We start from the raw sequence: 26194 nt of genomic DNA, 5'->3' as shown, positions 1-26194 counted from the left end.
TATTATGGAGTAGTTTTTTGGTTTTTATACATTATTTTCCTAAACTATCGATCCTGGCTTTTATATCACTCTCTCTGTCCTTGAATAAAAGACGCTCATTATATTGATAATACCGCTCACAATCATATTCTTTTAAAAATTTGATACTGTGATACCCGGTATTTAATTCCGTTATAAATACCACCATTTCCTGCCCGTCTCCAAAAGCGGCTTCCATAAAATCAAAGGCGTGCTCCAGGGATTTTCCTCCCTCTTCTAAAAGCGCCTCATATCTGGCATTTTGTTCCTCAAACATCTCCCGTATCCGGTTCCAAGAAGCCTCATTCCCGGTTCCTTCCATTCGGAGTGTATCTTCAAATTGAAGGAGAAGGGCCTCCACATCCCGGCGCAGGTAATCTTCTCTCCTGCTTAAGAGGCCGGCTTTTCTTCTCCTGTCCCAATCACCATTCCACTGGTCCCTTAATCCGGCAAGGCGGGCAACCATAGAAGTATCCTGAACTTCTTCGGATTCCGGACTTATTTTTTTAAGTTCTTCCATCAAAAGGCCGGTTCTGTCCCCCTGATCAGACACAGAGCGGAAGTTCTGACCCAATCTGGATAGCAGCAGGCCGATGACGCTCAGCTTTTCATCAAAAGATGCCCGCTTCAGCCTGTTGCACAGGCTTTCCCTGATGATACCTGATAAGATCTCATCAATTTGGTAATCATCCCGGTACTTATAGTAAAGATCCAGGTAGTTGGTAAAATCCTTGGAAATTTTAGGAAACTGTATATACTCTCCCACTACATCCCGGTCTACCTTTTTACCAAGGCGTTCATAAATTTCAATAAATTTTGATAAGTCATCCCAGCCCCTTGGAGTGGCAAAGAATTTTCCGTCAACAGTCGTTTCAATCCGGCAGAAGTTTTCGGTCCTGGCATTCAGATAGGAAATAACCGCCGGATGCAGGGCCTGCTCATAGGCATAAGCCTTCCATACCTCGAAATCCGCTTCCACATGAATAAGCTTGATACGGTCTAAGGTCACCACATCAAAGTCCCGGACCGACTTGTTATATTCCGGCGGGTTTCCAGCCGTTACGATAACCCAGCCTTCCGGAATCCTGTGGTTTCCGAACGTTTTATACTGGAGAAACTGGAGCATGGTCGGTGCAAGGGTTTCGGACACACAATTGATCTCATCGATAAAAAGAATCCCTTCCTTAAGGCCGCTGCTCTCGATCTTATTGTAAATAGATGCCACGATCTCACTCATGGTATATTCTGTTACCCGGTATGTGCTCCCTCCATATTCCTTTTCATTTATGAAGGGAAGTCCTACCGCACTTTGGCGGGTATGATGGGTGATGGTATAGGCCACCAGACCGATCCCGCACTCTCTTGCTACCTGCTCCATGATCTGGGTCTTTCCCACACCCGGAGGTCCCATGAGAAACACCGGTCTTTGATGAACCGCCGGTATCTCATAAGCGCCGTATTCATCCTTTAGCAGATAGGCTTCTATAGTATTCTTTATTTCTTCTTTCGCTCGTTTAATATTCATAATAAAATCTCCTGTCAAGTAACTTCCAGATCCTCTTCCGTCAGGATCACCTTCATGGCCCAGCCTGGTACGGAAATGTCCTCATACTGGTCCTCCATAAAAACAAAGGCCGTGTCATAGGGCGGCATTTTTACCGGATATATCCCTTTCCCATCGGTGAAATACAAAAGACCCCGGAGCTTTTTAAAAGCCCCTTTGTTTAGCAGACCGTTCACATACTCGAAAGCCGGTCGGAAATCCGTCCCGCCAAATCCGGATAATGTGAAATGCTCCATATATTCTTCCATCTCCTCTTTGCTTGTAATGGTCACATCAGAGCGGATCTCCTCATCACACTGGATGATATGGATATTGATCTTCCGGAAATAGCTTTCCGATTCCCCGAGGACTCCATAGGTTTCCTGAAGAAAATGCCGAACCAGATCTCCGGATACGGACATGGATGTATCAATCACAATCACAAATTCCTCAATTTTAAAAACTTCCTTTGTTTCCTGAGGCTCAATAAGAGGCATATTCCGGTAAAGAGACATGCCGTAAGTATAAAACACGGGATCAAAGGAATCCGGATCGATTTCTGCCTCCTCCCTTAACACCGCAAACTTTCTTAAAAACTGCTTGTAATTATATTTTTCCCGGTTTTCGATCCTCACCTGTTCCAAAAGGTTTCGTGATGAATCCTCATTTTTTTCTCCGAAGGACTCCATCTCCGTCTGCATCGTTTCCCGGATGTTCTGCCATTTATTCTGTCGCTCCATCTGAACTCCCGGGGGGGCCTCCTCCTCCCACCGGTCATGGTTGTCCACATAGAATTCTGCTGCCATCCGTCCATATTGTTCTGCGGTCAGATTCATATCCTGAAGCTCTTTATAAATTCCCTCAGCGGTAAATACCTTTCGCTTTTCTGCCAGCCTGCCGTATACCTCTCTGCGGTAAGAAGTCTGGTGCCGGTAAACAGGTTTTACATAAAGTCCATCTAAAATAGATTCTATGGTAATATCGCAAGCCAGATCCCAGTATTCCTTTTCCCGTTCCCCTTTGCCATTCAAATGGCAGAACAGGCAGTGGAACAGCATATGCAAATAAGCCCTGTTCACAAGGGTCCGGCTTCTCTTGTATATAGAAAACAAATGCTCCGGCTGATAATAGATCGCAAACCCATCTGTCCCTACGCCTTGGCCTGTCCAGTCAGCCGCAAAACCAAGACTGTTTAAGGCTACATCCAGATACCGGAAGCTTAAATAAAGTTCATTGCGGGCATTGGTCAGAATCTCATGGCCCAGTTCCACCTCTGCCAGTTCATCAAGCTGCCTCTGTTTCACCGGATCGATCATGGTTTCACCCTCTTTCTGTTTTATTCTATATAGAAGGAAGTTCATTTGCCTTCATTAAACTATATCAGAGAAAACTTTCGTTTCCCTGCTTTAAAACGCTGGCGGCGGAGATTCATAAGAACGCTTAGAATCTCAGGCTTGTCTGCACTTCCCGCCATGTCAACCATTCCGTCAAAATCCTCCTGAATATGGCCATACTGCCCGGCAAGCCAAAGGAAAAGGGCCGGATCCTTTTCCTCAAGCGCCAGTCTCGCTGCTCCCTTAAAATGCTCCATTAAGTAAGCCTCGTATACCTCCCTATCCTTTTCAAGAAGTTCCACAGGAGTGTAAAGCCTTCCTAAAACCAGAGCTGCGGTCACCCGCTCCGGCTCCTGCACCAGAATGTGAGGAAACAAAGCGTCGTATTTATGAAACTGAAATTCCGTCTGATCAAAGCTATAACGGTACATATGGCCGCAGCCATGCATTTCCCGAAGGATGATTTTGGCTGGCGTATGCTCCACAGACTCCTCAAACATTTCGGGAAACACCAGTCTCGCATTCCCTTTGCCGCTAAAATAGTTTACATAAAGCTCCTGCCGCAATTCCGCAAGCAGTTCCTTCATGCAAGAACGTTCTCCATCGATTATATGAATATCTAAAAACCGGATCCCAGTGCAGCCGGTAAAAAGTCCGGAGCCTACATCAAAGATGGAGCTCGAACACTCCACACGGCTTAGCTCATAACAGTTATAGAATGCATAATTTCCTATCTTCCTAATCGTTTCCGGCAGATATATATCTTTTAACCCTTCACAGCTTATCTCCGGCGGAATATCTTTTTCTTCTATTTCAATTGGGCTGCCCTCTTCATCGCACAGGCGTATCTCTTTTCCTGCCAATGAAAGCATTTCGTTTTTCCCCCAACCATCGGAGAATGCATAGGCAGCCAGCTCTGTCACCGGCTGGCCTCCGATTTTCTCCGGGATCCGTATGGAACCGTCATATCCCCGGCAGCCCAGAACCCGAACATGGTCATTTGCAATCTGATATAAAAACATCTTAAAATCCTCTCCACTAACCGTTTAACACATCAATATAACAGAAAAACGGAAGAAATGCAATGGACTTTTTATGGTAACAGGTAAAATCATTGTCCATACTTTTTAATAATAAACATCTGCTCTAGCAATAACCAGTTAGCACGGAAAAACTGCATAAGCTGCCAATACCCGGCCCCAGTCAGTCCGAATTCCTTGATCAAGTCAAACTTAGCTTTATAACTTCTCACATCCTCAAACCATACCTCATGTTGGACTCCATATTGCCAATAGTGGAAATATGGAGACATGGCGACTTCGTCGAACTGGATCTCCACACCATGATCAATGGCAATCTGAATCGCCTCCAAGTTATTTATGGTCCTTGCCCTCGTCACCCCTCTCTCATAGGGCAGCGGCCAGTCATATCCGTAATTAGGGATTCCAAGGCTGATTTTCTCCGTTGGGATGGCTGTCACAGCGTATTCTACTACTTTTCTGACCATGTTGATGGGGGCAACTGCCATGGGAGGACCGAAAGTATATCCCCACTCATAAGTCATAAGAAACACCCGGTTAGCCGCCTCACCCAAAAGTGCGTAATCTACTCCCTCATACAAAAGCCCGGCCTGTGTGGCCGACGTTTTGGGGGCAAGGGCAACCGTAACCTGATAACCGAACCGGTTCATAATCTGGGTAGTCAGTCTTACAAAGTCCGCATAGGCCACGCGGTCCTCCGCCATAATGTACTCAAAGTCGAAATCCAGGCCTCCAAATCCTTTTTCCAGCATCTTAAGACCCAGATTCCAGATCAGCCGCTGCTGAACCTCCATATTATGTACAGCCTCAGATACCAGATTGTTGTTAAAATGCCCGTCAGGGCCAAGAGGAGTAAGGGTCAAAATCGGGCGCACTCCAAGCTGCCATGCCCGCTCAATCATCCAGTCATCCGGGCTCATGGGCGGAACCAGCTCTCCCTCCATGGTAAATCCATAAGAGAAAACATAAAGATCCGTCAAAAATGGAAGGGTATTTTCCAGATTATCCGGAGTGATGATCGGGTATGCATAACCAAACACATAAAGAGGCATCCTTTCTTCCGAAGGGTTTTCTCTAATATAAAGTGCCTGGCCTACAGCCAGGCGGTATGGATAACCGATCTGGTTATCAAATATAAGGCTTTGTACCGGAATGCCCTGGGATTCGGCAATGGTGTCCACACTGTCTCCCCGCTTTACCACATATATACTCATAACAGCATCCTTTTACCAGAATTGGTAAAGCATATGATGATAAAATCCGTAACATGACAGAAACAGACATCTTTACAGGCTTCTTTAGAAAAATGTAATGTGCTTTTTTGCGGCCTTCGTTGTATAATATTGAAAAAGGAGGTTTTCGTATGCAGAATATTTTAGTATGTGATGATGACAAACAAATCGTGGAAGCTATTGATATATATTTAACAGGAGAAGGGTTTCATGTAATTAAAGCCTATGATGGTTATGATGCATTAAAGCTTCTGGAAGAAAACGAAGTGGATTTAATGATTCTGGATGTAATGATGCCGGGGCTTGACGGAATCCGGACCACTTTAAAGGTTCGTGAGACAAGCAGCATCCCAATCATCATTCTCTCTGCCAAATCTGAGGATACAGATAAGATCCTGGGACTAAACATTGGAGCAGATGATTACATTACCAAGCCCTTTAATCCGCTGGAGCTGGTGGCCAGAGTAAAATCCCAGATGCGCCGTTATACCCAGCTTGGCAATATGAACCAGCAGCCAGCCGGGCAGGTGTATAAATGCGGAGGCCTGGCCATCAATGATGATAACAAGGAAGTTGCAGTAGAGGGAGAACTAATCAAGCTGACTCCCATTGAGTATAACATCCTGCTGCTTCTGGTAAAGAATGCAGGAAAAGTATTCTCCATTGACGAAATCTATGAGCAGATCTGGAACGAAGAAGCGATCGGCGCAGATAATACGGTAGCCGTACACATCCGGCACATCCGGGAAAAGATCGAAATCAACCCAAGAGAACCTCGCTATTTAAAAGTGGTATGGGGTGTAGGCTATAAGATTGAGAAACAATAGGAGCGTTTATGAAAAAAAGAAAAGATTTTGCAGCCCTTATGCATATGATCTTCTCCCTTCTTGTCGTCGTCGGGGTTACCATCATGTACAGCAATTCCCATTATGGGGAGGGAATCCACTGGATCAACCATGAAACGTATGAGGACACGCCTGAGTTTACCCGTCAGCTTAAATCTGATATTGACGATATTTTTAATTATGTGAAATATAAAGAAGTGTTTGAGACTAACGGAAAGCTTGACTATTCAAAGCCCATTGTCCGGGTCATGGAAGGACCTGGAACCACAGTGGAATATACGGTGGATGAGATGATACGGAGGGCCAAATCTCTGGGCTATTATCTGAATGAACAGTTTAAGGTGAGCGGAGGACAACCGGCTGCAGATGACTCAGACTCGTATGTACGGGTAGATTACCGGGCTTATGAACCGGACTTTAAGATCACGGAGCCTGGAGAAGCATTTATTACCATGGACCAGCTGGCCTATGAAGTGCTGACCCACCTGGGCAACTACTATTCTTTTTATTACCGTTATATCCAAAACCCCAGCAACTTAAAATTCGAGGTCCTCTATCAGAACACGGCCGAAGATTATAAGCTATACAGCAACGTTTCCGGCAAAACCGTCAATGATTTTAAGGCAATGGGAAGATATCTTTATGTAACAGGAGAAGCGCTTTATGTGGACTCCAACTTAACCACGGTTCCAAAGAATGTTTCTTCCCAGCTGGAAAAGATGAATCCCTATAACAACGGCAATTATCATATGACCATAGCCGTGAATACTTCCTATCCCTATGGCGATGCTTACGCAAGGGCCGCTGCTTCATATGACCGAATGCGCTTGTTATTCATCACCGGAATGATCAGCCTGTGCCTTGGAATCCTGGGTTGTATAGCGACCCTTTACTCTCTGGTAAGCCTGACCGGGCAGCCGGACAGAGAGCAGAACCACGTTACCTTGAGCCGGATTGACCGGCTCCCTGCGGAAACCTGTATCCTTCTGTATTTCATGGCTGCCGTTCTCACCCTGTTTCTTGCTAACCGGCTGGCATTTAAGATCATACATCTCTTCTTTGCCGTTGACCAATGGGAGTATGGGGAACTGGCCCTTCGGGTTCTCATTTATTATGCAGCGGGACTTTCCGCCGCCTTAAGCCTGTTAAAACGTTATAAAGCAGGAAATCTCTGGACCGGAAGCCTTATGCACCGGGGACTTAAAAATTTATCCCTGTATTTTAAAAACCGTCGTTTTACCACGCGGATTATGTTTTCTTATTCCTTGTTCTTAATCTTTAACGTTGCCATGACAATGGCTTTTGCCTTCCTTTTATTTACCTATAACAGCTTAGAGTCCCGGATTCTTATGGGGGTGGTTGCTCTGTTGTTTTTCTGTCTGGATTTCTGGATCTTCCACCAGATGTACAAAAATGCGTGGGAAACTGATCAGATCAATGAGGCGCTTTTAACTATTTCCAGAGGTGATACCACATATAAGATCGATACTCTGAAATTTAACGGAAAAGAGCGGGAACTAGCGGAACACATCAATCACATCAGCACCGGACTTGAAACAGCACTCCAGGAAAAGGTACGGAGCGAGCGCTTAAAGGCTGACTTAATCACCAATGTATCTCATGATATTAAGACTCCCCTGACATCCATTATAAATTATGTGGACCTTATAAAAAGGGAAAAGATTCAGGACCCGAAAATTCAGGGATACTTAGAAGTCCTGGAACAGAAGTCCCAGCGATTAAAGACTTTGACCGAAGATTTAGTGGAGGCTTCAAAGGCAAGTTCCGGAAATTTGAAGCTGGATATCACCAGCATTGATTTCGTGGAGCTCATCCACCAGACTAACGGAGAATTTGAAGAAAAGTTTGCCCTCAGGCACCTGGAACTGGTTTCCACCCTGCCGGCCGAATCCATCCTGATTGAGGCGGACGGCAGGTATTTGTGGAGAGTGCTTGAGAATCTTTATAACAATGCATGCAAGTATGCCATGGAACAAAGCCGGGTATACGTAGACATTACAGAAGAAGAGGATATGGCAGTTTTCACTATGAAGAATATATCCCAAAACCCACTAAACATCCACGCGGACGAACTGACGGAACGCTTTGTCCGGGGAGATGTTGCCCGAACCACGGAAGGAAGCGGACTGGGAATCTCCATCGCTAAAAGCCTGGCCGAGCTTCAGGGCGGAGAATTAAGGCTTTACATTGACGGAGATCTATTTAAAGCAGGCGTCGCCTTCCCTATCAAGAAATAAGCTGTATCCTCTCCCACTTTCCCGTCAGATAACGTATGAATGATATAATATAATTGGCCGTCCAGCCCATTGGAACCGCAAACCATACGGCCTGGACGCCAATAATAGGAGCGAACACTGCTGCTACCGATACCCGGATCGCCAGATTAACCAGATTGGCGACAGTAAATACCACCACATCTCCTGCACCGCGCAAAAGCCCGTCTGTGGTCGCCTTACAGCCTATGCAGATATAGAAAAAGGAAATGAACCGGACATAACTCATGCCTGTCTGAAACGCTGTATCCGCACTGCCTTCATTTAGAAAGCTTCGTATAAACAAATCTCCCCAGGTCTCCATAATCACACAGATAATAACCGCAAAAACCCCTGCCATGAGATAGCAGTAACGGTATCCCACTTTTACCCGGTCTTTCTTTCCAGCGCCAATGTTCTGAGCCGTGTAGGTGGACATGGCATTTCCCAGTGCAAGCATGGGAACAATACAGATGGATTCGATTCTGGTTCCTGCCGCAAAGCCCGCCATGACTGCAGATCCAAACCCATTGACAACGGACTGTACAAGCAGCATTCCGATATGGACGATGGATTGCTGAAGAGTGGAAGGAATGGCGACGCGCATCATATGGAGCATCATATTCCAGTCATAAAGCCGAAACGGCTCTGTTGTCTCATACTCCTTTAACCGTTTTATCAAAATAAGAAAGGACAGGACTGCGGAAAGCCCCTGGGCTATCAAAGTGGCAATGGCCACTCCGGCCACCCCCATGAAAAACTGAGTCACGAACAACAGATCCAGCACTACATTTAAAAGAGAAGAAAAGACAAGCAGATATAAGGGAGTCTTGGAATCTCCCAGGGCTTGAAAAACAGAAGCCTGTACATTATACATAAATAAGAAGGGCAGCCCTATAAAATAAATTCCCAGATACACCGAGGCTTCATGAAATACATTCTCCGGGGTGTTCATGAAGCTTAAAATCCGATGATTGAAAAGAAGTCCGAGACCGCCTAGTATCACTCCTATGGATAAAAAATTGATAAGAGTGGTGGATATGGCGGTTTTCATGTTTCCAGTCTGTTTTGCCCCTAAAAACTGGGACACCACCACCGAGCTTCCGATCCCGCCTCCTACCGCAATGGCGATAAAAACGTTTGTAATGGAATAAGAAGCACCAACTGATGCCAGGGCCTCTTCTCCCACAAACCGTCCAACTACAACAGAGTCTATGATGTTATAAAACTGTTGAAATAAATTCCCAAGAATCATGGGAAGGGCAAAGAGCAAAAGGGCCCTTCCCGGTGAATCTGTTACCATATTAATTGCTTTTTTCTGCGTTTTCATACTCATTATTCTGAACCATTCCTATCCAAATATACGCCAGCCGCAGATAAAGTTGCTCTTCCACCAGGAGCTTAGGGAACGTTCCACTACCTTTCCGTTACTGGAAGAAGCATCGATAACTTTTCCGCCTCCGGCTACGATTCCCACGTGTCCGCTTACGACGATGATATCACCTGCCTGCAGGCTTCCAAAGCTGGTGATCTTTGTATATTTACCTACGTTTCTCCAACCGGAAGAGGTTAGATAACTCTGTCTGACGCCAGCCTGGTTGAGAGACCAGTAAACAAATCCCGAACAGTCAAAGGACTCTGATCCCTTTGCCCCCCATACATAGGGACGCCCTAGCTTTGATCTGGCAATGGAAAGCAATCCGCTTACACCGGAGCCTCCCTTAACGGTACCCCCCTTGGATGAACCGCCTGAGGAACCGGAAGAGCCTGCAGATTTTATACCGCTTCCTGTAAGCTTACTCATGGTAAGCTGTCCCACAGAACCATCCACTTTCAAACCATTGTTGCTCTGGAAATCCTTAACCGCCTTTTCCGTCACTTCACCATAATATCCTGTCACATTAGCGGAAGCTAAGTACCCGTATTTATTTAACAGCTGCTGAATCCTGGTAACCGATTCTCCCTGTTCACCCAAGGTCAAGCCGTTAGGCTGCGCCCCAGCGCTCATTAAGGTTATCCGAGTGGATGGCCCTAAATACCCATCCACAACCAGGTCATTCCTGGACTGGAACTGTTTCACCGCTGTCACCGTATCATCTCCGTAAGCTCCGTCCGGAGTGGTTGTTAAATACCCCAACTCTTTAAGACGCTGCTGACTGGATAAAACCAAATCGCTTTTTTCTCCATAAGCCAGGAAGTTCGGCTTGATCTCTTCACTGTAAAGTAAGTTTATGGTCTGACGCCCAACTTTTCCATCTATGTTTAAGCCGTTGACTTCCTGAAGCTTCATAACCGCTGCCTCTGTTTCATCCCCAAAGCTGCCGGATACCTGACCCGCACTGGCTAGATACCCCAGTTCATAAAGACGGTTCTGAATCCGTGATATGTCGTCACCCTCCACACCCTTTGATACAGCATAATATTTGGCAGATGGTGACATAATGGAATTTAACGTCTCAGGCCCTACAATTCCATCCTGAACCAGGCAATTCTGGCGCTGGAAGGTCTTGACCGCAGCCTCCGTAACGTTACCAAAGTACTGTGTGGGCTCATCGTTATCCATAAAGCCTAAATTCATCAAACGCTCCTGAAGACTGGCCACCACCGGATGCTCCACCCCGTTCCGTAAAAACTCCGGGATAGGATTTTCCTTTTGTTCCGGCACCATAAGAAGCCTTGGCATTAAATCTCCTCCTGGAGTAAGTGCATCAATAGGCTGCAGTTCGTTTTTTCGCTCCGTTGCTATGGCAATGGATGGCGTTGCATCCTTTCCAGGTCCTTTGACTGCTTCTGTTTTATTGCAGCCTGCTAATAAAGAAGCCGTTGCTGCTGCCAGAAATACAGTATAGGCAGAACGCCTTTTCCATCTTATTTTTATATTCATAAATCAAATTCCTTTCCTATGTATAGGGTGTTTCCTATTTGTTGCCCACGCTCTTGGGGCATAAAGGTGTATTTACTATGTAAAATTAGGTCTATTTTAGCATAAAACTGTCGGAAATGGAAAGGGAATTTATCTCATTGCGCCTAAACAGAGGTTATGGTATAGTTAAAGCAATGAAAACACAGTCAAAACCTTTGACTTTAAATAGAAAAGGAGGGATTATTATGACGCCTGTTTTGTGGGCTGCCGGTGGTACCGGCTTTACATTTCTAATGACAACCCTGGGGGCCTCGGTTGTATTCTTCTTCCGTAAAGAGGTAAACCAGTCTATCCAGAGGATCTTCCTAGGATTTGCTGCCGGTGTTATGATCGCAGCCTCGGTATGGTCGCTTCTCATTCCGGCTATCGAAGAGGCCGAGGCAAGTGGGACTCCGGGTTGGATACCCGCTGCCGGAGGATTTATTTTAGGAATACTTTTTCTCATAGTATTGGATACACTTCTTCCTCACCTTCATCCCGACTTAAATAGTAGTAGAGAAAATGAAGCGGAAGGAATCTCATCCACCTGGAAACGTACTACCTTGCTTGTCATGGCTGTGACACTTCATAACATTCCGGAGGGTATGGCCGTAGGACTGGCCTTTGCCCTGGCCGCACAGCATGGAGGTGATCCAACTCTTTATACTGCTGCTATGGCACTTGCAATTGGAATCGGCATCCAGAACTTCCCGGAAGGCGCTGCTATTTCCCTGCCCTTAAGGCAGGAAGGTCTTTCCACGGGAAAAGCATTTTTCCGGGGCAGCATGTCCGGCATCGTAGAGCCTATATTCGGAATCCTCACTGTGCTTGTGGCAGGCAGTATCCAGCCGCTAATGCCCTGGCTTTTGTCCTTTGCAGCCGGCGCCATGATGTACGTAGTGGTGGAAGAGCTGATTCCCGAGGCTCATTTAGGAGAACATTCCAATGTTGGAACCCTTGGCGTTATGGTGGGATTTCTAATCATGATGATTTTAGACGTAGCTTTAGGATAAGAAAAAAGGATATCCGGGAGGCAGATTTCTCCCTCCCGGATATCCTTATTTTTTTATCATCATTTCCTGTCAAAGCTCAAATTTGTGTTTTGTACGCAGTCTGGCCAGCGACCTGGCCATAGAAGCCTCAAAATGAGAATGCTCCTGAAGGCTTTTACTCTGCCTTAGCTGCTCAGCCGCTCTTTCCATAGCTTCCTCTGCACGGCGTTCGTCAATTTCTTCCGGATGCTCGGCAGTATCAACAAGAAGTGTCACACGGTTGTTGATGATCTGGATAAAACCATTTCCTACAACAGCATGAATCCATTGATCATTTTCATCCAACAAACGCATTTCCCCTATGGATACTGCAATGACCATATCCTCATGATGGGGAAGAATCGCCTTTTCTCCATCTGCAAGAGGAATCACCAGTTCCTGGCAAGAGCCTTTGTAAAACACCTTATCACTGGCAAGAACCTGAAGGAAAAATGTATTTTTACTCACAGGCAGCACCTCCAAGCTAAGCCTCTAATGCCTTGGCCTTTTCAATCACCTCATCAATGGTTCCCACATTAAAGAATGCAGCCTCCGGATACTGATCCATATCTCCATCCACAATTGCCTTAAAGCCCCGGACTGTTTCCTTAAGAGGAACATATTTACCTGAAACTCCGGTAAAGTTCTCAGCCACAGAGAAAGGCTGGGATAAGAATTTCTGGATTTTTCTTGCCCGGTAAACCGTGATCTTATCGTCATCTCCCAATTCTTCCATACCTAAGATAGCGATAATATCCTGAAGTTCCTTATATTTCTGAAGCAATTCCTGTACCTTACGGGCTACCTCGTAATGCTCTTCCCCAACCACATCCGGTTCAAGGATACGGGAATTTGAGGCAAGGGGATCTACCGCCGGATAAATACCTTGTTCTACGATCTTTCTGGATAGTACGGTGGTAGCATCCAAATGAGCAAACGTAGTTGCAGGTGCCGGATCCGTCAAGTCATCAGCAGGCACATATACTGCCTGTACAGAGGTAACAGAACCATTTTTCGTGGAAGTAATTCTCTCCTGAAGCTCGCCCATTTCCGTAGCCAGGGTAGGCTGGTAACCAACCGCCGAAGGCATACGTCCTAGAAGGGCAGAAACCTCAGAACCTGCCTGGGTGAAACGGAAAATATTATCAATAAACAAAAGCACATTTTTATGCTCTTCGTCACGGAAGTATTCCGCCATGGTAAGGCCTGTTTCAGCCACACGCATACGTGCACCCGGCGGCTCATTCATCTGGCCGAATACCAGGGCAGTTTTTGAAATAACACCGGACTCTCCCATTTCGGTCCAAAGGTCATTACCCTCACGGGAACGCTCTCCAACACCGGTAAAAATAGAATATCCGCCATGCTCCGTGGCAATGTTATGGATCAGCTCCTGGATTAAAACCGTCTTACCAACACCGGCGCCGCCGAACAAACCGATCTTTCCGCCTTTTGCATAAGGGGCCAGAAGATCGATGACTTTGATTCCCGTTTCCAGGATCTCTGCCACAGGGCTTTGCTCCTCAAAGGCCGGAGGATCTCTGTGAATGACCCACTCCGGACCGCCATTTAAGGAACCGCCGTTATCAATGGTCTCTCCAAGTACATTAAAAAGGCGTCCCAGAGTCTGCTCTCCTACCGGAACCTTAATGCCTTCCCCGGTAGCGGTCACCTCCATGCCTTTATACAGCCCTTCACTGGAAGCCAGCATGATGCAGCGGACTGTGCTGTTTCCCATATGCTGTGCAACTTCCATTACGCAGCGTTTCCCTTCATTATTCACCTCAAGGGCGTCCTTAATGCGGGGAAGTTCGCTGCCCTCAAAAAACTCAACATCTACTACAGGTCCAAGGACCTGAACGATCTTTCCTATATTCATATTCTGTTACTCACAGTCGTGAGGACTCCTCCTCTCTAAAGTTAACCGGAACATCCGATGATACTATGCTTTCTTCCTTTTTTTCTTTTGGGCCTTTGCACCGCTGATTACCTCGGTGATCTCCTGGGTAATGGCCGCCTGGCGTACTCTGTTATAGGTTATCGCCAGCTCATCAAGCATCTCCTGAGCACTCTTTGTTGCAGCCTGCATGGCCATCATTCTGGAATTCTGCTCGCTGGAATAAGACTCCACCAGACCTCCATAGATAAAGCCTGCAATGTAATTCGGCACGATGGCATCGATCACTGCCTGTGGAGATGGCTTCATGGTGATCTCTTCCAAATGTACATTAATTGGTACGCCCTGGCTTAACCGGTGCTTAGGAATGGGAAGAAGCTGTTCGATCTCAGCCTCCATTTTCATGGCATTCACCATTCTGGTGTAGATCATATATACCTCATCAAGCTTTCCTGTCAGGAAGTAATCCACGATCTTTTCCTCAATGATTCTGGCCCGGCTCATATTTGGCTTTTGAACGGTATACCGGAAATCCTGTTCCACCGGTATTCCCTTTTTCGTAAAATACTGCTGTCCCAGATCACCAACTACAAACAGCATGGGATTTCCGCCCTTGTCAATCTGCTCCTGAGCCAGTTTAAAAATGTTATGATTATAAGAACCGGCCAGCCCCTTGTCAGCCGTTACCACAATGTATCCGATCTTACGGTCTTCTTTCTTAATATGCGGCCTGGTATCCAGATACGGGTCGTCAATTTCGGGCGTGTGCCTTATGATTCTGGCAATGGTCCTTTGCAGTGCGTAAAAGTAAGGCTCTGTATCAGTCAGGGCTTTCCTTGCTCTTTTCAGCTTTGACGAGGAAATGGTATACATCGCATTGGTTATCTTCATGGTACTTTTGATGCTGTTCATCCTGCTTTGTATCTCTCTCGCATTTGCCATATCCTACACCCGTTTCTGTTTAAATTCGGCTGTCACATCTACAATCTTCTGCTTCAGCTCGTCAGACAGCGCTCTGCTTTCTTCAATTTCTTTTCCGACTTCCGGATAGCGCTCATCAAAGAATGCCAGCAATTCTCTCTGAAACTCTTTTATCTTTGTAACTTCCACATCTAAGAGCAGACGGTTATTGGCTACAATCAGGCTGATCACCTGGGCATGAAGGCTCAATGGATGGCATAAAGGCTGTTTTAACAGCTCTGTAAGTCCCTTACCATATTGGATCTGCTCCTTAGTAGCCGGATCAAGATCTGAGCTGAACTGGGTGAACACTTCCATCTCCCGGCACTGTGCCAGGTCGATACGGATGCTTCCCGCAGCCTTTTTCATCGCCTTGGTTTGAGCCGCTCCACCAACTCTGGATACGGAAAGACCTACGTTTACTGCCGGTCTCATACCGGAGAAGAAGAGGTCGCTTTCTAAGAATATCTGACCGTCTGTAATGGAAATAACATTAGTCGGAATATAAGCCGATACATCACCGGCCTGTGTTTCAATGATAGGCAGTGCAGTAATGGAACCGCCTCCTGCTTCCTCGCTCAACCGGCTGGAACGCTCCAAAAGCCTGGAGTGAAGATAAAATACGTCGCCTGGATATGCCTCACGTCCAGGAGAACGCTCTAATAACAGGGATAAGGAACGGTATGCTACCGCATGCTTAGACAGATCATCATAAACAATCAGCACATCTTTCCCCTGGTACATGAAATACTCTGCAAGAGCAGTACCGGAATAAGGTGCGATATACTGTAAGGGTGCCGGTTCGCTGGCTGAAGAAGATACCACAATAGTATAATCCATAGCGCCGTAATTTGACAGGGTATTCACCAGCTTTGCAACGGTAGATGCCTTCTGCCCCACCGCTACATAAACGCAGATCACGCCTTTTCCCTTCTGGTTTAAGATAGCATCAATGGCGATGGAAGTCTTACCGGTCTGACGGTCGCCAATGATCAGCTCTCTTTGTCCCCGTCCAATAGGGAACATGGAGTCAATGGCAAGAATACCTGTTTCCATTGGAACAGACACGCTCTTACGGTCAACAATGCCAGGTGCTTCATGTTCAATGGGACGGTAATCGTCAGAGATGATCTCTCCCTTCCCGTCAATGGGAGCACCAAGTGCATTGACCACTCTTCCCACAAATTTCTCGCCTACCGGGATTCCGGCACGCTTTTTGGTTCTTGTTACCTTGGAACCTTCCCTAACGTCCCGGTCAGAACCGAACAGGATACATCCGATATCTTCTTTTCTGATGTCCTGTACCATTCCCTTGATTCCACTATCAAAAATAACGATCTCGCCGTACATCGCACGGTCAATTCCATAAACCGTTGCAATGCCGTCGCCAACGCTAATAACAGTCCCAACTTCCTGGTCCCTGGCATGAGCGTCATAATCTTCAATTTCACTTCTCAATATAGAAATTATTTCATCTGAATTGATGGAAGCCACGTTTTTCACCTCCGCATTATTTTTTGTTCCAATTCTCTAAGGCGTCCCCTTAAGCTCCAGTCAGTTTCCACATCTCCTACGCGGATGATGAAGCCACCGATCAAACCGGGGTCCTGAATCAGGCGAAGCCTTACATCACGTTTATCATATTTTTTACACAGCATTGCTTTGATCTCGCGAAGCTGTTCTTCCTCCGGTTCTGTTACGTAGAAAAGGGAAGCCTCCAGGATTCCTTCTTGTCTGCAAACACAGGCACGCCATGCATGAAAAATATCATCTGCAAGATCTACATCCCGGCGATCCACCAAAACCTTTAAAAAGGTTCTGATCTCAGCAGGAAATACGCGGTCAATAATCCGGTGCTTGCTGCTCCTAGCAACCACAGGGCTGTTAAGGGCACGCTTAAGCTCCGGCACAGTCTTTAATGCCAGAGCCGTTTCCTCAATGGCTGTTTCAGGAACAGAGAGCTCATAAAGCACCTGCCCGTAATTAATTGCTGCCTGCATCATGAAAATCACCTGCTTCTGCTATAAATGAATCGTAAAGCGCCTGATTTGCCCTGGCGCTCACCTCCTGATTAACCACCTTGGCCGCTGCTGCGATCACTATGCCCGCAATCTGCGCCTTGGCCTCACGCAATGCCTTTTCCTGATCAGCCTCAGCCTGTTTCCTGGCCTCGGCCATCAAACGGCCTGCATCTTCCTCCGCATCCTTTAAGATCCGGTCGTACTGGGCCTTTGCCTGGTTTTTCGCTTCTTCAATAAGCTTTGAACCCTCATCTGAGGAGGCAGCCAGCTTTACTTCATATTGCTTTTTAAGATCCGCTGCTAAAACTTCCTTATTCCTGGCATCTGAAATGCTCTGCTCAATCATTCCCCGCCGTTTATTCATCACATCCAAAACCGGCCCTATAAGGAAATGCCTAAGCAAAAGATACAGGACGATGAGATTCACGATAGTCCACACAAAGTTCATATCCAGTCTAAGCATCTGTACCGCCTGCCTTTCTTTTCAATTTTTCCATCTTAATCCTGACCTGGTTAATTATTTAAGGAATAAAATGATGAGAAGGGCTATAACGAAACCATAGATGGCAGTTGCCTCTGCAAGCGCACAACCTAACAGAAGGGCCTTGCTGATCTTGCTTTCTGCCTCAGGCTGTCTTGCAATGGAATCCACTGCTTTTGAGGTTGCTATACCAATTCCGATTCCTGCTCCAATACCTGTGAATACTGCGATTCCTGCTCCAATTGCTATTAACATAATAATCTCTCCTTTTAATTTACTATTGTTTATTCTACCGATTCTTTAATGAAAAGGGCAGTCAAAAATACAAATACATACGCCTGAATCAATCCGTCAAAAATATCAAAATAAAAACTGAACGGAATTGGTACTAGGAGTGCTGCAAACTGCTTAAGCAATTCCATTACTACAAATGATGCCAGGATATTACCAAAAAGCCGCATACACAAAGAAAGCGGTTTAATAAATAATTCCAGGATGTTAATAGGGGCTATAATCGGTGACGGCTCTGCAAAGCCTTTTATAAAACCTTTTACCCCTTTTTTGTGAAGGCCTGAATACTCTATCAGAAGTATGCTCATGACAGCAAGCGCTGCAGTGGTATTTAAATCCTTGGTAGGCGGCTTGAAACCTGCCAGACCAATCAAATTAGCCACTCCGAGATAAATTCCCACTGAAATGAGATAAGGAATATATCTCTTACCTTCCTCCCCCACTAAATCTTCAAAGAAATTGTAAATTCCACCGATTGCCATTTCAAGCACCAGCTGCTTCTTTCCAGGATTCTCAACCTTAAGATTTCTCACCAGAATGATGGAAAGGAGTGTTAGTGCTGCCATGATAATCCATGTCACCACTACTGATTCAGCAATGGGAATGCCTCCGAATATCGGAATGGTAAAAACCGTTTCGCAGTTCAGTTCCTCTAATAACTTCTCTGCCAAATCCTCCGTAATGCTCACTTCCTTTCTTAAACTATCTTCCCCTTTATATATTACCAGATTTACGGATTGTACTCCTAAATGTACAATATATCAGAGGTCTACCGTGTATCATACTTTCATCTGCGGAAATTGTCAACTTTTTGCAAGTTTCATAACATCTTATTAATGCAGTTAATTGTTTGAACATTTGAGACAATTTTTCGCATGAATTTCTAAAATTATTATTAATTTTTTAACCGGAATTATGTCCAAAACATAAAGTTTTTTATTTTTAGCGAATTTTTCTGGGTTTTATGTAGAATTTTTTTCTAATAATTTGTGTAATTTGACCATGTTTTTTTTGCTTTTTTTCTTTTCACCGTCATTAGTACCTAACGCAGTTATAATTAGATTAGAATAGATATGGAAAAAATATATGCTCCCGGTCATTCCTTCTTTTGTCGCTATCAAATCCTACAAAAGACTAATGAAAAATTTTTCCTGCCTTTCATGGCTTTCTTCCTATTAAAATAGATATAGATCTGGTATAATAAGGAAATACAAAAACCAATGCAACAAAGGGAGGTATTTCTATGGGAGAAATGATTTCTTCATTCGACGGGACCAAGCTGTTTTTAAACAAGGAAGTTCCAGAGGCAGCCCGGGGAGCAGCCGTCATTGTACATGGATTATGTGAGCATCAGGGAAGGTATGATTATGTTGCAGAGCTGTTTCACAAAGCCGGGATCGCAACCTACCGTTTCGATCACAGGGGTCACGGTCGTTCCGAGGGGGAACGGACTCACTATGAAGACTTCAATGAACTGCTTGATGACACCAATGTAGTGGTGGACATGGCAATCATGGAGCATCCGGATATCCCGGTATTTTTAATCGGTCACAGTATGGGGGGCTTCACCGTTTCTTTATACGGCGCAAAATACCCGGACAAGAAGCTTCGTGGCATCATCACCAGCGGAGCATTGACAAAAGATAACAGGGGACTTATCAGCGGTGTTCCGGGAGGCCTGGATCCTCACACGAAGCTTCCCAATGAACTGGGAGCCGGCGTATGTTCCGTAGCCGAAGTTGTAGAATGGTACGGCAAAGATCCCCTTAACTCCAAAACCTTTACCACCGGCTTATGCTACGCCCTCTGCCAGGGAATTGCCTGGTTTGAAGAGGCAGTGGAAAGGTTTGAATACCCAATCCTCATGCTTCATGGGGAAAAGGATGGATTGGTAAGCGTTCAGGATACTTATCAATTCTTTGCAGGCGCCCCATCAAAAGATAAGCAGATGAAAATCTACGGTGGATTATTCCACGAGATCTTTAATGAATACTGCAGGGATGAAGTCATCGGCGACGTCCTTCACTGGATTGAGGCGCGGATTTCTCATTAAGATAAGTATACCATCTTTTTAAACTTCAGGCCATTGCAAAAAGCAGCGTTTTTCCTTTTTGGATAAACGCTGCTTTCTTTATATACTCATTTCGATTTTCTACCAGTGAAGGACTGTACCTCCCACCTTCTGCTTTTCCGTATCAAACACAATTACCGTTCCAAGTCCCTTCACGCCTCCAGCTGTAAGCAGGTCACAGGAATCCCCGATATCACGGTGGGCTAAAATAACCACATAGTTCTTTCCCTTCCAGTTAATAGATACCGCTTCCGCATCAGAAGGATCTAATGGAACCGTTGGATCCGCTCCGAATACTGGAAGAAGAGAAAGTTCCGGGGATTTGTATTTACTCTTTTCCCCGCCTGATACAACAGTAATAATGGAAGAAAAGCCATCTGCTTCTTTACCGGTTAAAAGCTGCCTTCCTGTTTCCATTTGGTTATAGTTTCTGGAGATCCAGCCATCGGACAGCTTCATCTCACAACCTTCCGTAAGAACTGTCAATTCCCCGTCTGTCCTGCTGCCGGAATAACGCACGGTGTGTCCGGAACGGGAAACCTTTCCCTGATTATTAAAATGGAAAAGCTGCTGGTATGTGTGCTTTTCCCCGGAGAAAAACTCATCAGCAATCAAATAAAGATCCGTATTAATTGCTACCACTTTTCTGGTGATCCAAACGTTTCCCTCATTTCCATTTAAATACCCGCCGTGACTTCCCTGGATATAGCGATACCCAGCCTTTTTCTTATATCCGCCAAAATACGCAGCAGACATTTGATCCACTCCCCAGGCATCCCGGCATTTTAAATAGTCTTGATTGTCTATTAGTGGAACATTATGTCCCAGGGCACTTTTAAGCCAGGTTCTTGTTTCACCAGGCACATAATGGTAACGCCCTGTGTCCATGAGTATATCTTCTCCATTGATCACAAGATCTACATGCAGCTTGTCGGAATGGCCGTGGCCTCCTCCCAGGAATCCGCAGCGGAAGTGGAAATAATCTGCGTTTTCTTCCCAGCTGGACCGGACAAAAAGATTACCGGTGCTTTCCATAACCCTGTCTAAAAAATCTGGTTCTTGTGCATTAAGTTTTCCGTAGCCCTCTATGCCTTCTTTCAAGAAGTCCCAGGCTCCGTCAAAATCCATTTTGTCATAAGCGCAGAATTTCAATACCGGGTCTGCAAACAGCCAGGCACTTTGAGTCAGTAAGTCCCTGATATCGGTCTCATCACTGTCTCCCTGCATGGGCTGGCAATGGTTTGGCTTTTTCCATGCAATATTTGCATAGGCCATCTGCCGTACTTTCTCCATTCTTTTCTTCGAAAGTTTAATTCCGTAACGCCTGGCAAGCCGCATCACTTCCAGATAACAGTGAAATACCTCATTATGATACATAGGGGATTGCTCCCAATGTACTCCATCGTCTGCAATCTGCACCTCGATCTCCTCACCAAGGCGCAAAAGCGCTGCATCCAGATATTCCCTTGTCCGATCGCTGATAGGAAGGGCCAGTGCAATCTCCATAAGGCCCCTGTTCTCAATGACTCCCCAGTTGCTCTTAATCTGGAAATGCTTATAGGTTGTCATAAGGTATTCCGCATGAACGGTGAGACAATCCATATATGCCTTCACAAGTCCGTCATCTACGGAGGGGCTGTCCTTAAAATAACCCATGGCCTTTACCCAGGTTTCAGCCCGGATACCAGCCTCAATGCTCCTCCATGTGGTTTGCTTGGTTTCCTCTGTCAGAGGGCTGTTTTTTATCCAGGAATCCAGAAGCTCTGCAAAAGTCTTTGCATACTTTTCATCACCAGTCATGGCATATGCCTGTCCCAGGCATATAAAGAACTGGTGGCGGTTGAACTGAAAGATAAACTCCGGGTCATCTCCCGGCATGTAGTACCAATCCACTTCCTGATCAAAGTGAACCGGCTCATAGGTTCTCTCCATATCCCACCGCAAATCAAACAAAAACGTATGCTCCACTGCATCATCTGCAATGCGAAGGATATGATTCACTTCCTCCGGCCAGTTCCTTTGGCAATAATCTGTGACCCACGCCTTGTCCTCAAAGGCTATATAGTTGTTCTTGTTTTCAAAATACTGTTCCTTTGACATCTGGTTCCACCTCTTCCGTAATAGATTTTTTTAGTTACTATTATTATAATGGAATAAATGAATAAATGAAATAAACGATTTCCAGATTTATATTCTTTTTTTAGATTTACAAAACTATAGAATTGGGTGAAATCTTATACGTTCAGCCACCACTCCTTAGGGATTGTTTCTAATTCTATGATACAATTAATCTGGTGGGACAACACATCTTTCGTCACCTCATATACTGCATTCGCATCGCACAGGATGCAGGCGGCATCGCCAAAACAGGTCTTAACTGCTGCATTTCTGTCGTAGAAGGCCTGTTCCAGTTTTGTGTAATTATCAGAAATATGATCCGTAACAGGATTTTCATGACAGTGCATAAAGGAGGGCTTAATCTGATTGCCTGGCATGACTATCTTAAAATAAGTGGGTTCCTTGGTCAGGCGATCCGGTACATCTAAATGTTCTTCCACGCAATGTATAAAAGTATTCCGCTCGTGACCAACCCCAAGAAGCAGGATTTTACCATTTCTATCTTTTAAACGATCATAACAGCCACCTGGCGGGCAGGGCGTTGTTCGGTTTTCTTCTCCCTCAATAAATGCCTTACTATCCTTTCCGTACACGGCTACACTATGGGTTGGATGTAAGGATCGAAGTACACCTTTCCGTCTCATAAAAAGATTGGGTAAAATTCCTACGCAAGCCGGCTCTATTCGTGGATCATATACATTGTGGTATTCTGACATGGCAGCCCATGTATGAGTGGGCAGTATAAGCAGACCGTCAGACATATATTCCATAAAAGCATCAAGTACGGTATCCGCCCCACCTTCAACCTCTCCGATTGCTTTCATGGATGAGTGCAGGAGCAAAGTGTCATGGGGCATAATTCCCATTTCTTTCAAATTCTGCTTTAGATCTTGTTTTGTATACATAATAACGCCTTTCTGTTTCCAAATAGATTAATATCATCCTGTCTATTACCATAAGTATTATGACATAATTTTTCAATATAGTCTAATTTAAATGAAAATAATGGTTGGAATACAATAATGACAGCCTGCCGATTTATCACTTTGGCAGCCTGTCACATTATGTGTAAAATTTTATAACTGTATTTTCACCTTATTCCCTTCTTATACATCCCCTATAAAGTCCTCCCGCTGGGGTGTAAAAATATCCAGGATTATAGAATCTTCCAATGCAGTTGCGCCATGCAGTGATTCTGGTTCTACATAATAGCTGTCGCCTGCCTTTAGAATATATTTAACACCATCTGCTTCATACTGGAAGGACCCGGATACTATATAGCTGACCTGCTCATGAGGATGCTTATGTACACTACCCACTGCTCCCTTTATAAAAGAGGCCTCAACCCCCATCAGGCTCCCGCCTCTTGCAAGAATACGCCTGGTGATTCCCGGCTCTGGATTCCCGGGAATTATATCTTCATATTTTAAAACCATATCGCCGCTCCCTTTCTATATCATCAGATAAACACCTGACCGCCATTGATCTGTATAATCTCTCCTGTAATAAAGGATGCTTTTTCAGAAACCAGGAATCCGATCACTGCTGCTACCTCCGATGGTTCTCCAAGCCGTTTCATAAGAATCCCATCCTTCCAGGACTCCAGGATCTCACGTTTTGTTGCAGAATGAAATGCCGTATCTATGGTGCCAGGGGAAACGGCATTTACACGGATTCCATAATCCACAAGGTCTTTTGCCAGTGCCCGTGTCAGTCCTTCAATTGCTGCCTTGCTTGCTGCATAGATTCCCGCGCCCGGGCCTCCGCCGGAGGTAACTGCAATGGTACTATAGTTAATGATGGATGGGTGATTGCCCTTTTTCAGTAAAGGAATGGCTGCTCGGCTTGCAAAAAATGCGCTGTCAAAGTTAAGTGCCATAACCTTTCTCATAAAAGAAGTCTCCATCTCTTCAAAACGCTGCCTTCCGCCAAGACCTCCCACATTGTTCACTAACACATCCAAGGAATCATAAGTCTGGGTTATTTTTTCAAAGCAGCGATTGACGTCTTCCTCATTCATCGAATCTGCATAAATAAATTCGCTGTTTATCCCATGGCTTTTCAGAGTTTCCTGTGCCGATTTCCCATCCTCCTGACTAATTCCGGTGATAATAATATCATAACCAGCCTTCCCCAGCTCTATGGCGGCACTTAAGCCAATTCCGCTTGTTCCTCCTGTGATTACTGCTCTCATTTTTGATCTCCTTTTCTTAGCTTTCTTTATTATTTTGCCTCCGCCATTATTTTTAAATGATAATGGGGAGATGTTCCTGTATTCCTAAGTAAAATTGTATTTCTCCTTTGATTTACCGGATTATCCAATGTTTTTAAGAGGTATAACTGGTGTCCCCCAGTCAGATCGATCCAGATACTCCACATTACGTCTTCTGCCCAGGCTCGCAACACAACATGGTTTTCATTTGTTTTTACCCGTTTGGTTTCAAGGATATGCTGATAGCCATTTTTTTCAAATCCCAGGTTCCCATCTTCCAGATCCAGATCATATTCCAGGCTAAGAGCCGATTCCAAATGGAACACATAATCAAAAATTCCATTCATTCCGCTTTCCACCCAAAAATCATCAGTAAAGGTATTCTCTGAGATCTGTATCGTCCTGGTATAGTTAATACCTTCATAGACATTTCTTGAAGCTGCAGTCACCTTATTTTTATCATAATACAGGCATTCTCCAGGACTTACTGAGGTAATATCCATTCCATTCCAGCAGACAGTATTATGAGACAGGGTTTTCCGGTGCCATTCATTGCACAGGCGGGACCGGTACCCTGCATTTGACAAGTCCCTGGATATTCTGTGATTCCCATACATCAGTTCCACATTCATGATGTCCGGATGGGCGTGTGATTTTCCATTTAATCCATATTTCATAAACCCATTCCATATGGCATTTCTCAAAATTACATAATTGGATTCAGGAAAGTTATTTGACTGCTGCTTAATCGGGGTAAATTTTTCATAATCAAAGTCAATGTTAAACAGCAGCTGTTCCAGACAAACGCTGTTTTTGCAATAATATGGCTCTGACAAGGGCAGAGGCGTACGAACGGAATCGGACGCTTCAATGTTCTTCACAAGATTGCCGATCGGGCTGTCCTCTCCCATAGCCCTGGCAGCCGTATGGTAAATATAACTGAATGTGCGTAGATTCAGATTGGGCCAGCCATCGTTGGGATTGGGCAGAAATTGATTGTCAAATGCATAATTGTATGCCTGTACAAACATATTCTGCAAAATTTCAGTCCCGGTTTCTCCAAAATCATAACCGTAAACCTTACTGAACAAAAGCAGATACGTAATGCCTTCCAGCAAAAAGAAATTATAATGAATGGATCCTTCATACCAGAAAAAGTCTTTCGTCACTCCTGTTTCAAGCTGTTTTCTTACATTGAACTCACTGTTGAATGCAAAATCAATCATCTCCTGATCCTGGAATGCCAGCCCCATAACACCGATAGCAGACAGATTCCAACAGCTGATATTATGAATTCTGGTGGCCTGAGGTGCCAGCAGGAAATACATTTCCCGGAACATATTGTGATACACCAGATCAAGAAATTCCGGACTTAATTCATCTCTTAATATCTCAATAGTCTGGACAAAACGTATGGAAACTATGGATTCATTCAGCCCCTGGGGCATCATTCTTCCGCATCCCCAGGGCATTGCGTCATAGGAATCTGCGGTCAGATTTTCTTTGTTATGCAGCAGAAACTCCTTATAATGACGGGCGTAATATTCCATTACTGACACGGAATAATCAAAATACTTCTTTTCCTTTGTGGCTTTATAAACAAATGCAGATACCAGCGCCATGATCACCGCTTTATTCCGGTAAAAATAAACCCAAACGCCATCTAAAATCTCACTTTCATACACCTTTTCGCACACTTCACACCGATGCCTGTCAGGGGAGTTTATATCAAAAATCAGCCGTCCTCCGTCATCGTCACAAAAATAGTAGTGCCCCCAACGGCTTAACCGGTCAGGAGAGTCAGAAAAATAAGGAAGAAACTCATCTACCTCTTTTTTCATTTCCTGTATCAGCTCCCGGTTCCTGTCCTCTCCATTCATCCGTTCATAAAATCTGTCATTTACATACTTCATTCCCATACCTCA

At 45.0% G+C, this 26194-nt stretch carries 24 protein-coding genes; 4 read left to right on the top strand and 20 right to left on the bottom strand.

Features of this window, described 5'->3' with window-relative positions:
* Nucleotides 1-31: 31 nt before the first annotated feature.
* The 4 genes from ACHZES_RS15470 to ACHZES_RS15455 all read right to left on the bottom strand — a co-directional run bounded on the left by ACHZES_RS15470 (nucleotide 32) and on the right by ACHZES_RS15455 (nucleotide 5149).
* The gene (locus tag ACHZES_RS15470) at nucleotides 32-1543 is read right to left on the bottom strand and encodes an ATP-binding protein (RefSeq protein WP_395547184.1); all 1512 of its coding nucleotides are present in this window, start codon (nucleotides 1541-1543) and stop codon (nucleotides 32-34) included.
* A 14-nt stretch (nucleotides 1544-1557) separates the two neighbouring features.
* Entirely contained in the window at nucleotides 1558-2877 is a 1320-nt protein-coding gene (locus tag ACHZES_RS15465) for a VWA-like domain-containing protein (RefSeq protein WP_395547185.1), read from the bottom strand.
* A 59-nt stretch (nucleotides 2878-2936) separates the two neighbouring features.
* Nucleotides 2937-3917 carry a leucine-rich repeat protein gene (locus tag ACHZES_RS15460; protein WP_395547186.1) on the bottom strand — a complete coding sequence of 327 codons (981 nt, stop codon included), beginning with the start codon at nucleotides 3915-3917 and terminating at the stop codon, nucleotides 2937-2939.
* Between the two features lie 89 nt (nucleotides 3918-4006).
* The gene (locus ACHZES_RS15455) at nucleotides 4007-5149 is read right to left on the bottom strand and encodes a glycosyl hydrolase family 18 protein (RefSeq protein ID WP_395547187.1); all 1143 of its coding nucleotides are present in this window, start codon (nucleotides 5147-5149) and stop codon (nucleotides 4007-4009) included.
* Nucleotides 5150-5298: 149 nt separating this feature from the next.
* Here ACHZES_RS15455 and ACHZES_RS15450 point away from each other — a divergent pair, with 149 nt between their 5' ends.
* Nucleotides 5299-5994 carry a response regulator transcription factor gene (locus tag ACHZES_RS15450; protein WP_038283473.1) on the top strand — a complete coding sequence of 232 codons (696 nt, stop codon included), beginning with the start codon at nucleotides 5299-5301 and terminating at the stop codon, nucleotides 5992-5994.
* An 8-nt stretch (nucleotides 5995-6002) separates the two neighbouring features.
* The gene (locus ACHZES_RS15445) at nucleotides 6003-8270 is read left to right on the top strand and encodes a sensor histidine kinase (RefSeq protein WP_395547188.1); all 2268 of its coding nucleotides are present in this window, start codon (nucleotides 6003-6005) and stop codon (nucleotides 8268-8270) included.
* Here the strand turns inward: ACHZES_RS15445 and ACHZES_RS15440 are convergent.
* From ACHZES_RS15440 to ACHZES_RS15430, 3 genes are all read right to left on the bottom strand, one after another.
* Complete coding sequence (locus ACHZES_RS15440; RefSeq protein WP_038283467.1) at nucleotides 8260-9621, bottom strand: MATE family efflux transporter; 1362 nt, start codon at nucleotides 9619-9621, stop codon at nucleotides 8260-8262. The genes ACHZES_RS15445 and ACHZES_RS15440 overlap by 11 nt on opposite strands.
* A 15-nt stretch (nucleotides 9622-9636) precedes the next feature.
* A complete protein-coding gene (locus ACHZES_RS15435; protein WP_404820393.1) occupies nucleotides 9637-10848 on the bottom strand; it encodes a peptidoglycan-binding protein in 1212 nt (403 codons plus the stop codon).
* Nucleotides 10849-10993: 145 nt separating this feature from the next.
* Complete coding sequence (locus tag ACHZES_RS15430; RefSeq protein ID WP_353655233.1) at nucleotides 10994-11041, bottom strand: hypothetical protein; 48 nt, start codon at nucleotides 11039-11041, stop codon at nucleotides 10994-10996.
* Nucleotides 11042-11393: 352 nt separating this feature from the next.
* Between ACHZES_RS15430 and ACHZES_RS15425 the strand changes: the two genes are divergently transcribed.
* Entirely contained in the window at nucleotides 11394-12200 is an 807-nt protein-coding gene (locus ACHZES_RS15425; RefSeq protein WP_154525152.1) for a ZIP family metal transporter, read from the top strand.
* Between the two features lie 69 nt (nucleotides 12201-12269).
* Here the strand turns inward: ACHZES_RS15425 and atpC are convergent, their stop codons facing one another.
* The 8 genes from atpC to ACHZES_RS15385 all read right to left on the bottom strand — a co-directional run bounded on the left by atpC (nucleotide 12270) and on the right by ACHZES_RS15385 (nucleotide 18557).
* Nucleotides 12270-12686 carry an ATP synthase F1 subunit epsilon gene (atpC, locus tag ACHZES_RS15420; RefSeq protein ID WP_038283521.1) on the bottom strand — a complete coding sequence of 139 codons (417 nt, stop codon included), beginning with the start codon at nucleotides 12684-12686 and terminating at the stop codon, nucleotides 12270-12272.
* Nucleotides 12687-12702: 16 nt separating this feature from the next.
* The gene (gene atpD, locus ACHZES_RS15415; protein WP_089990147.1) at nucleotides 12703-14097 is read right to left on the bottom strand and encodes a F0F1 ATP synthase subunit beta; all 1395 of its coding nucleotides are present in this window, start codon (nucleotides 14095-14097) and stop codon (nucleotides 12703-12705) included.
* 63 nt (nucleotides 14098-14160) lie between these two features.
* Nucleotides 14161-15057 carry an ATP synthase F1 subunit gamma gene (gene atpG, locus ACHZES_RS15410; protein WP_038283460.1) on the bottom strand — a complete coding sequence of 299 codons (897 nt, stop codon included), beginning with the start codon at nucleotides 15055-15057 and terminating at the stop codon, nucleotides 14161-14163.
* Between the two features lie 3 nt (nucleotides 15058-15060).
* A complete protein-coding gene (atpA, locus tag ACHZES_RS15405) occupies nucleotides 15061-16569 on the bottom strand; it encodes a F0F1 ATP synthase subunit alpha (RefSeq protein WP_395547189.1) in 1509 nt (502 codons plus the stop codon).
* 5 nt (nucleotides 16570-16574) lie between these two features.
* Nucleotides 16575-17078, bottom strand: coding sequence for an ATP synthase F1 subunit delta (gene atpH, locus ACHZES_RS15400; RefSeq protein ID WP_038283455.1), 504 nt, complete (start codon nucleotides 17076-17078; stop codon nucleotides 16575-16577).
* Complete coding sequence (gene atpF, locus ACHZES_RS15395; protein WP_089990159.1) at nucleotides 17059-17559, bottom strand: F0F1 ATP synthase subunit B; 501 nt, start codon at nucleotides 17557-17559, stop codon at nucleotides 17059-17061. Before atpF ends, atpH begins: the two co-directional genes overlap by 20 nt.
* A 54-nt stretch (nucleotides 17560-17613) precedes the next feature.
* Nucleotides 17614-17838: an ATP synthase F0 subunit C gene (gene atpE / locus ACHZES_RS15390; protein WP_174715246.1), complete on the bottom strand. Its 225-nt coding sequence runs from the start codon at nucleotides 17836-17838 to the stop codon at nucleotides 17614-17616.
* 23 nt (nucleotides 17839-17861) lie between these two features.
* Nucleotides 17862-18557 carry a F0F1 ATP synthase subunit A gene (locus ACHZES_RS15385; protein ID WP_038283447.1) on the bottom strand — a complete coding sequence of 232 codons (696 nt, stop codon included), beginning with the start codon at nucleotides 18555-18557 and terminating at the stop codon, nucleotides 17862-17864.
* A gap of 554 nt (nucleotides 18558-19111) precedes the next feature.
* On the opposite strand from ACHZES_RS15385, the gene ACHZES_RS15380 reads away from it, so the two are divergent.
* The gene (locus ACHZES_RS15380; protein WP_154525156.1) at nucleotides 19112-19921 is read left to right on the top strand and encodes an alpha/beta hydrolase; all 810 of its coding nucleotides are present in this window, start codon (nucleotides 19112-19114) and stop codon (nucleotides 19919-19921) included.
* A 99-nt stretch (nucleotides 19922-20020) separates the two neighbouring features.
* Here the strand turns inward: ACHZES_RS15380 and ACHZES_RS15375 are convergent, their stop codons facing one another.
* The 5 genes from ACHZES_RS15375 to ACHZES_RS15355 form a co-directional block, all read right to left on the bottom strand.
* Entirely contained in the window at nucleotides 20021-22039 is a 2019-nt protein-coding gene (locus tag ACHZES_RS15375) for an alginate lyase family protein (protein WP_395547190.1), read from the bottom strand.
* A gap of 134 nt (nucleotides 22040-22173) precedes the next feature.
* Complete coding sequence (locus ACHZES_RS15370) at nucleotides 22174-22962, bottom strand: AAC(3) family N-acetyltransferase (protein ID WP_154525160.1); 789 nt, start codon at nucleotides 22960-22962, stop codon at nucleotides 22174-22176.
* Nucleotides 22963-23163: 201 nt separating this feature from the next.
* A complete protein-coding gene (locus ACHZES_RS15365) occupies nucleotides 23164-23493 on the bottom strand; it encodes a cupin domain-containing protein (RefSeq protein WP_038283441.1) in 330 nt (109 codons plus the stop codon).
* 23 nt (nucleotides 23494-23516) lie between these two features.
* On the bottom strand, nucleotides 23517-24251 hold the full coding sequence (locus ACHZES_RS15360; protein ID WP_038283440.1) for an SDR family NAD(P)-dependent oxidoreductase: 735 nt from the start codon (nucleotides 24249-24251) through the stop codon (nucleotides 23517-23519).
* A 29-nt stretch (nucleotides 24252-24280) separates the two neighbouring features.
* Nucleotides 24281-26182 (bottom strand): heparinase II/III family protein, encoded by a 1902-nt coding sequence (locus ACHZES_RS15355; RefSeq protein ID WP_395547191.1) that lies wholly within the window; start codon nucleotides 26180-26182, stop codon nucleotides 24281-24283.
* Between the last annotated feature and the right edge of the window lie 12 nt (nucleotides 26183-26194).

Source organism: Lacrimispora sanguinis, assembly GCF_044987295.1.
GTDB lineage: Bacteria > Bacillota > Clostridia > Lachnospirales > Lachnospiraceae > Lacrimispora > Lacrimispora celerecrescens_B.
This window is presented reverse-complemented; position numbering and strand designations above follow the sequence as displayed.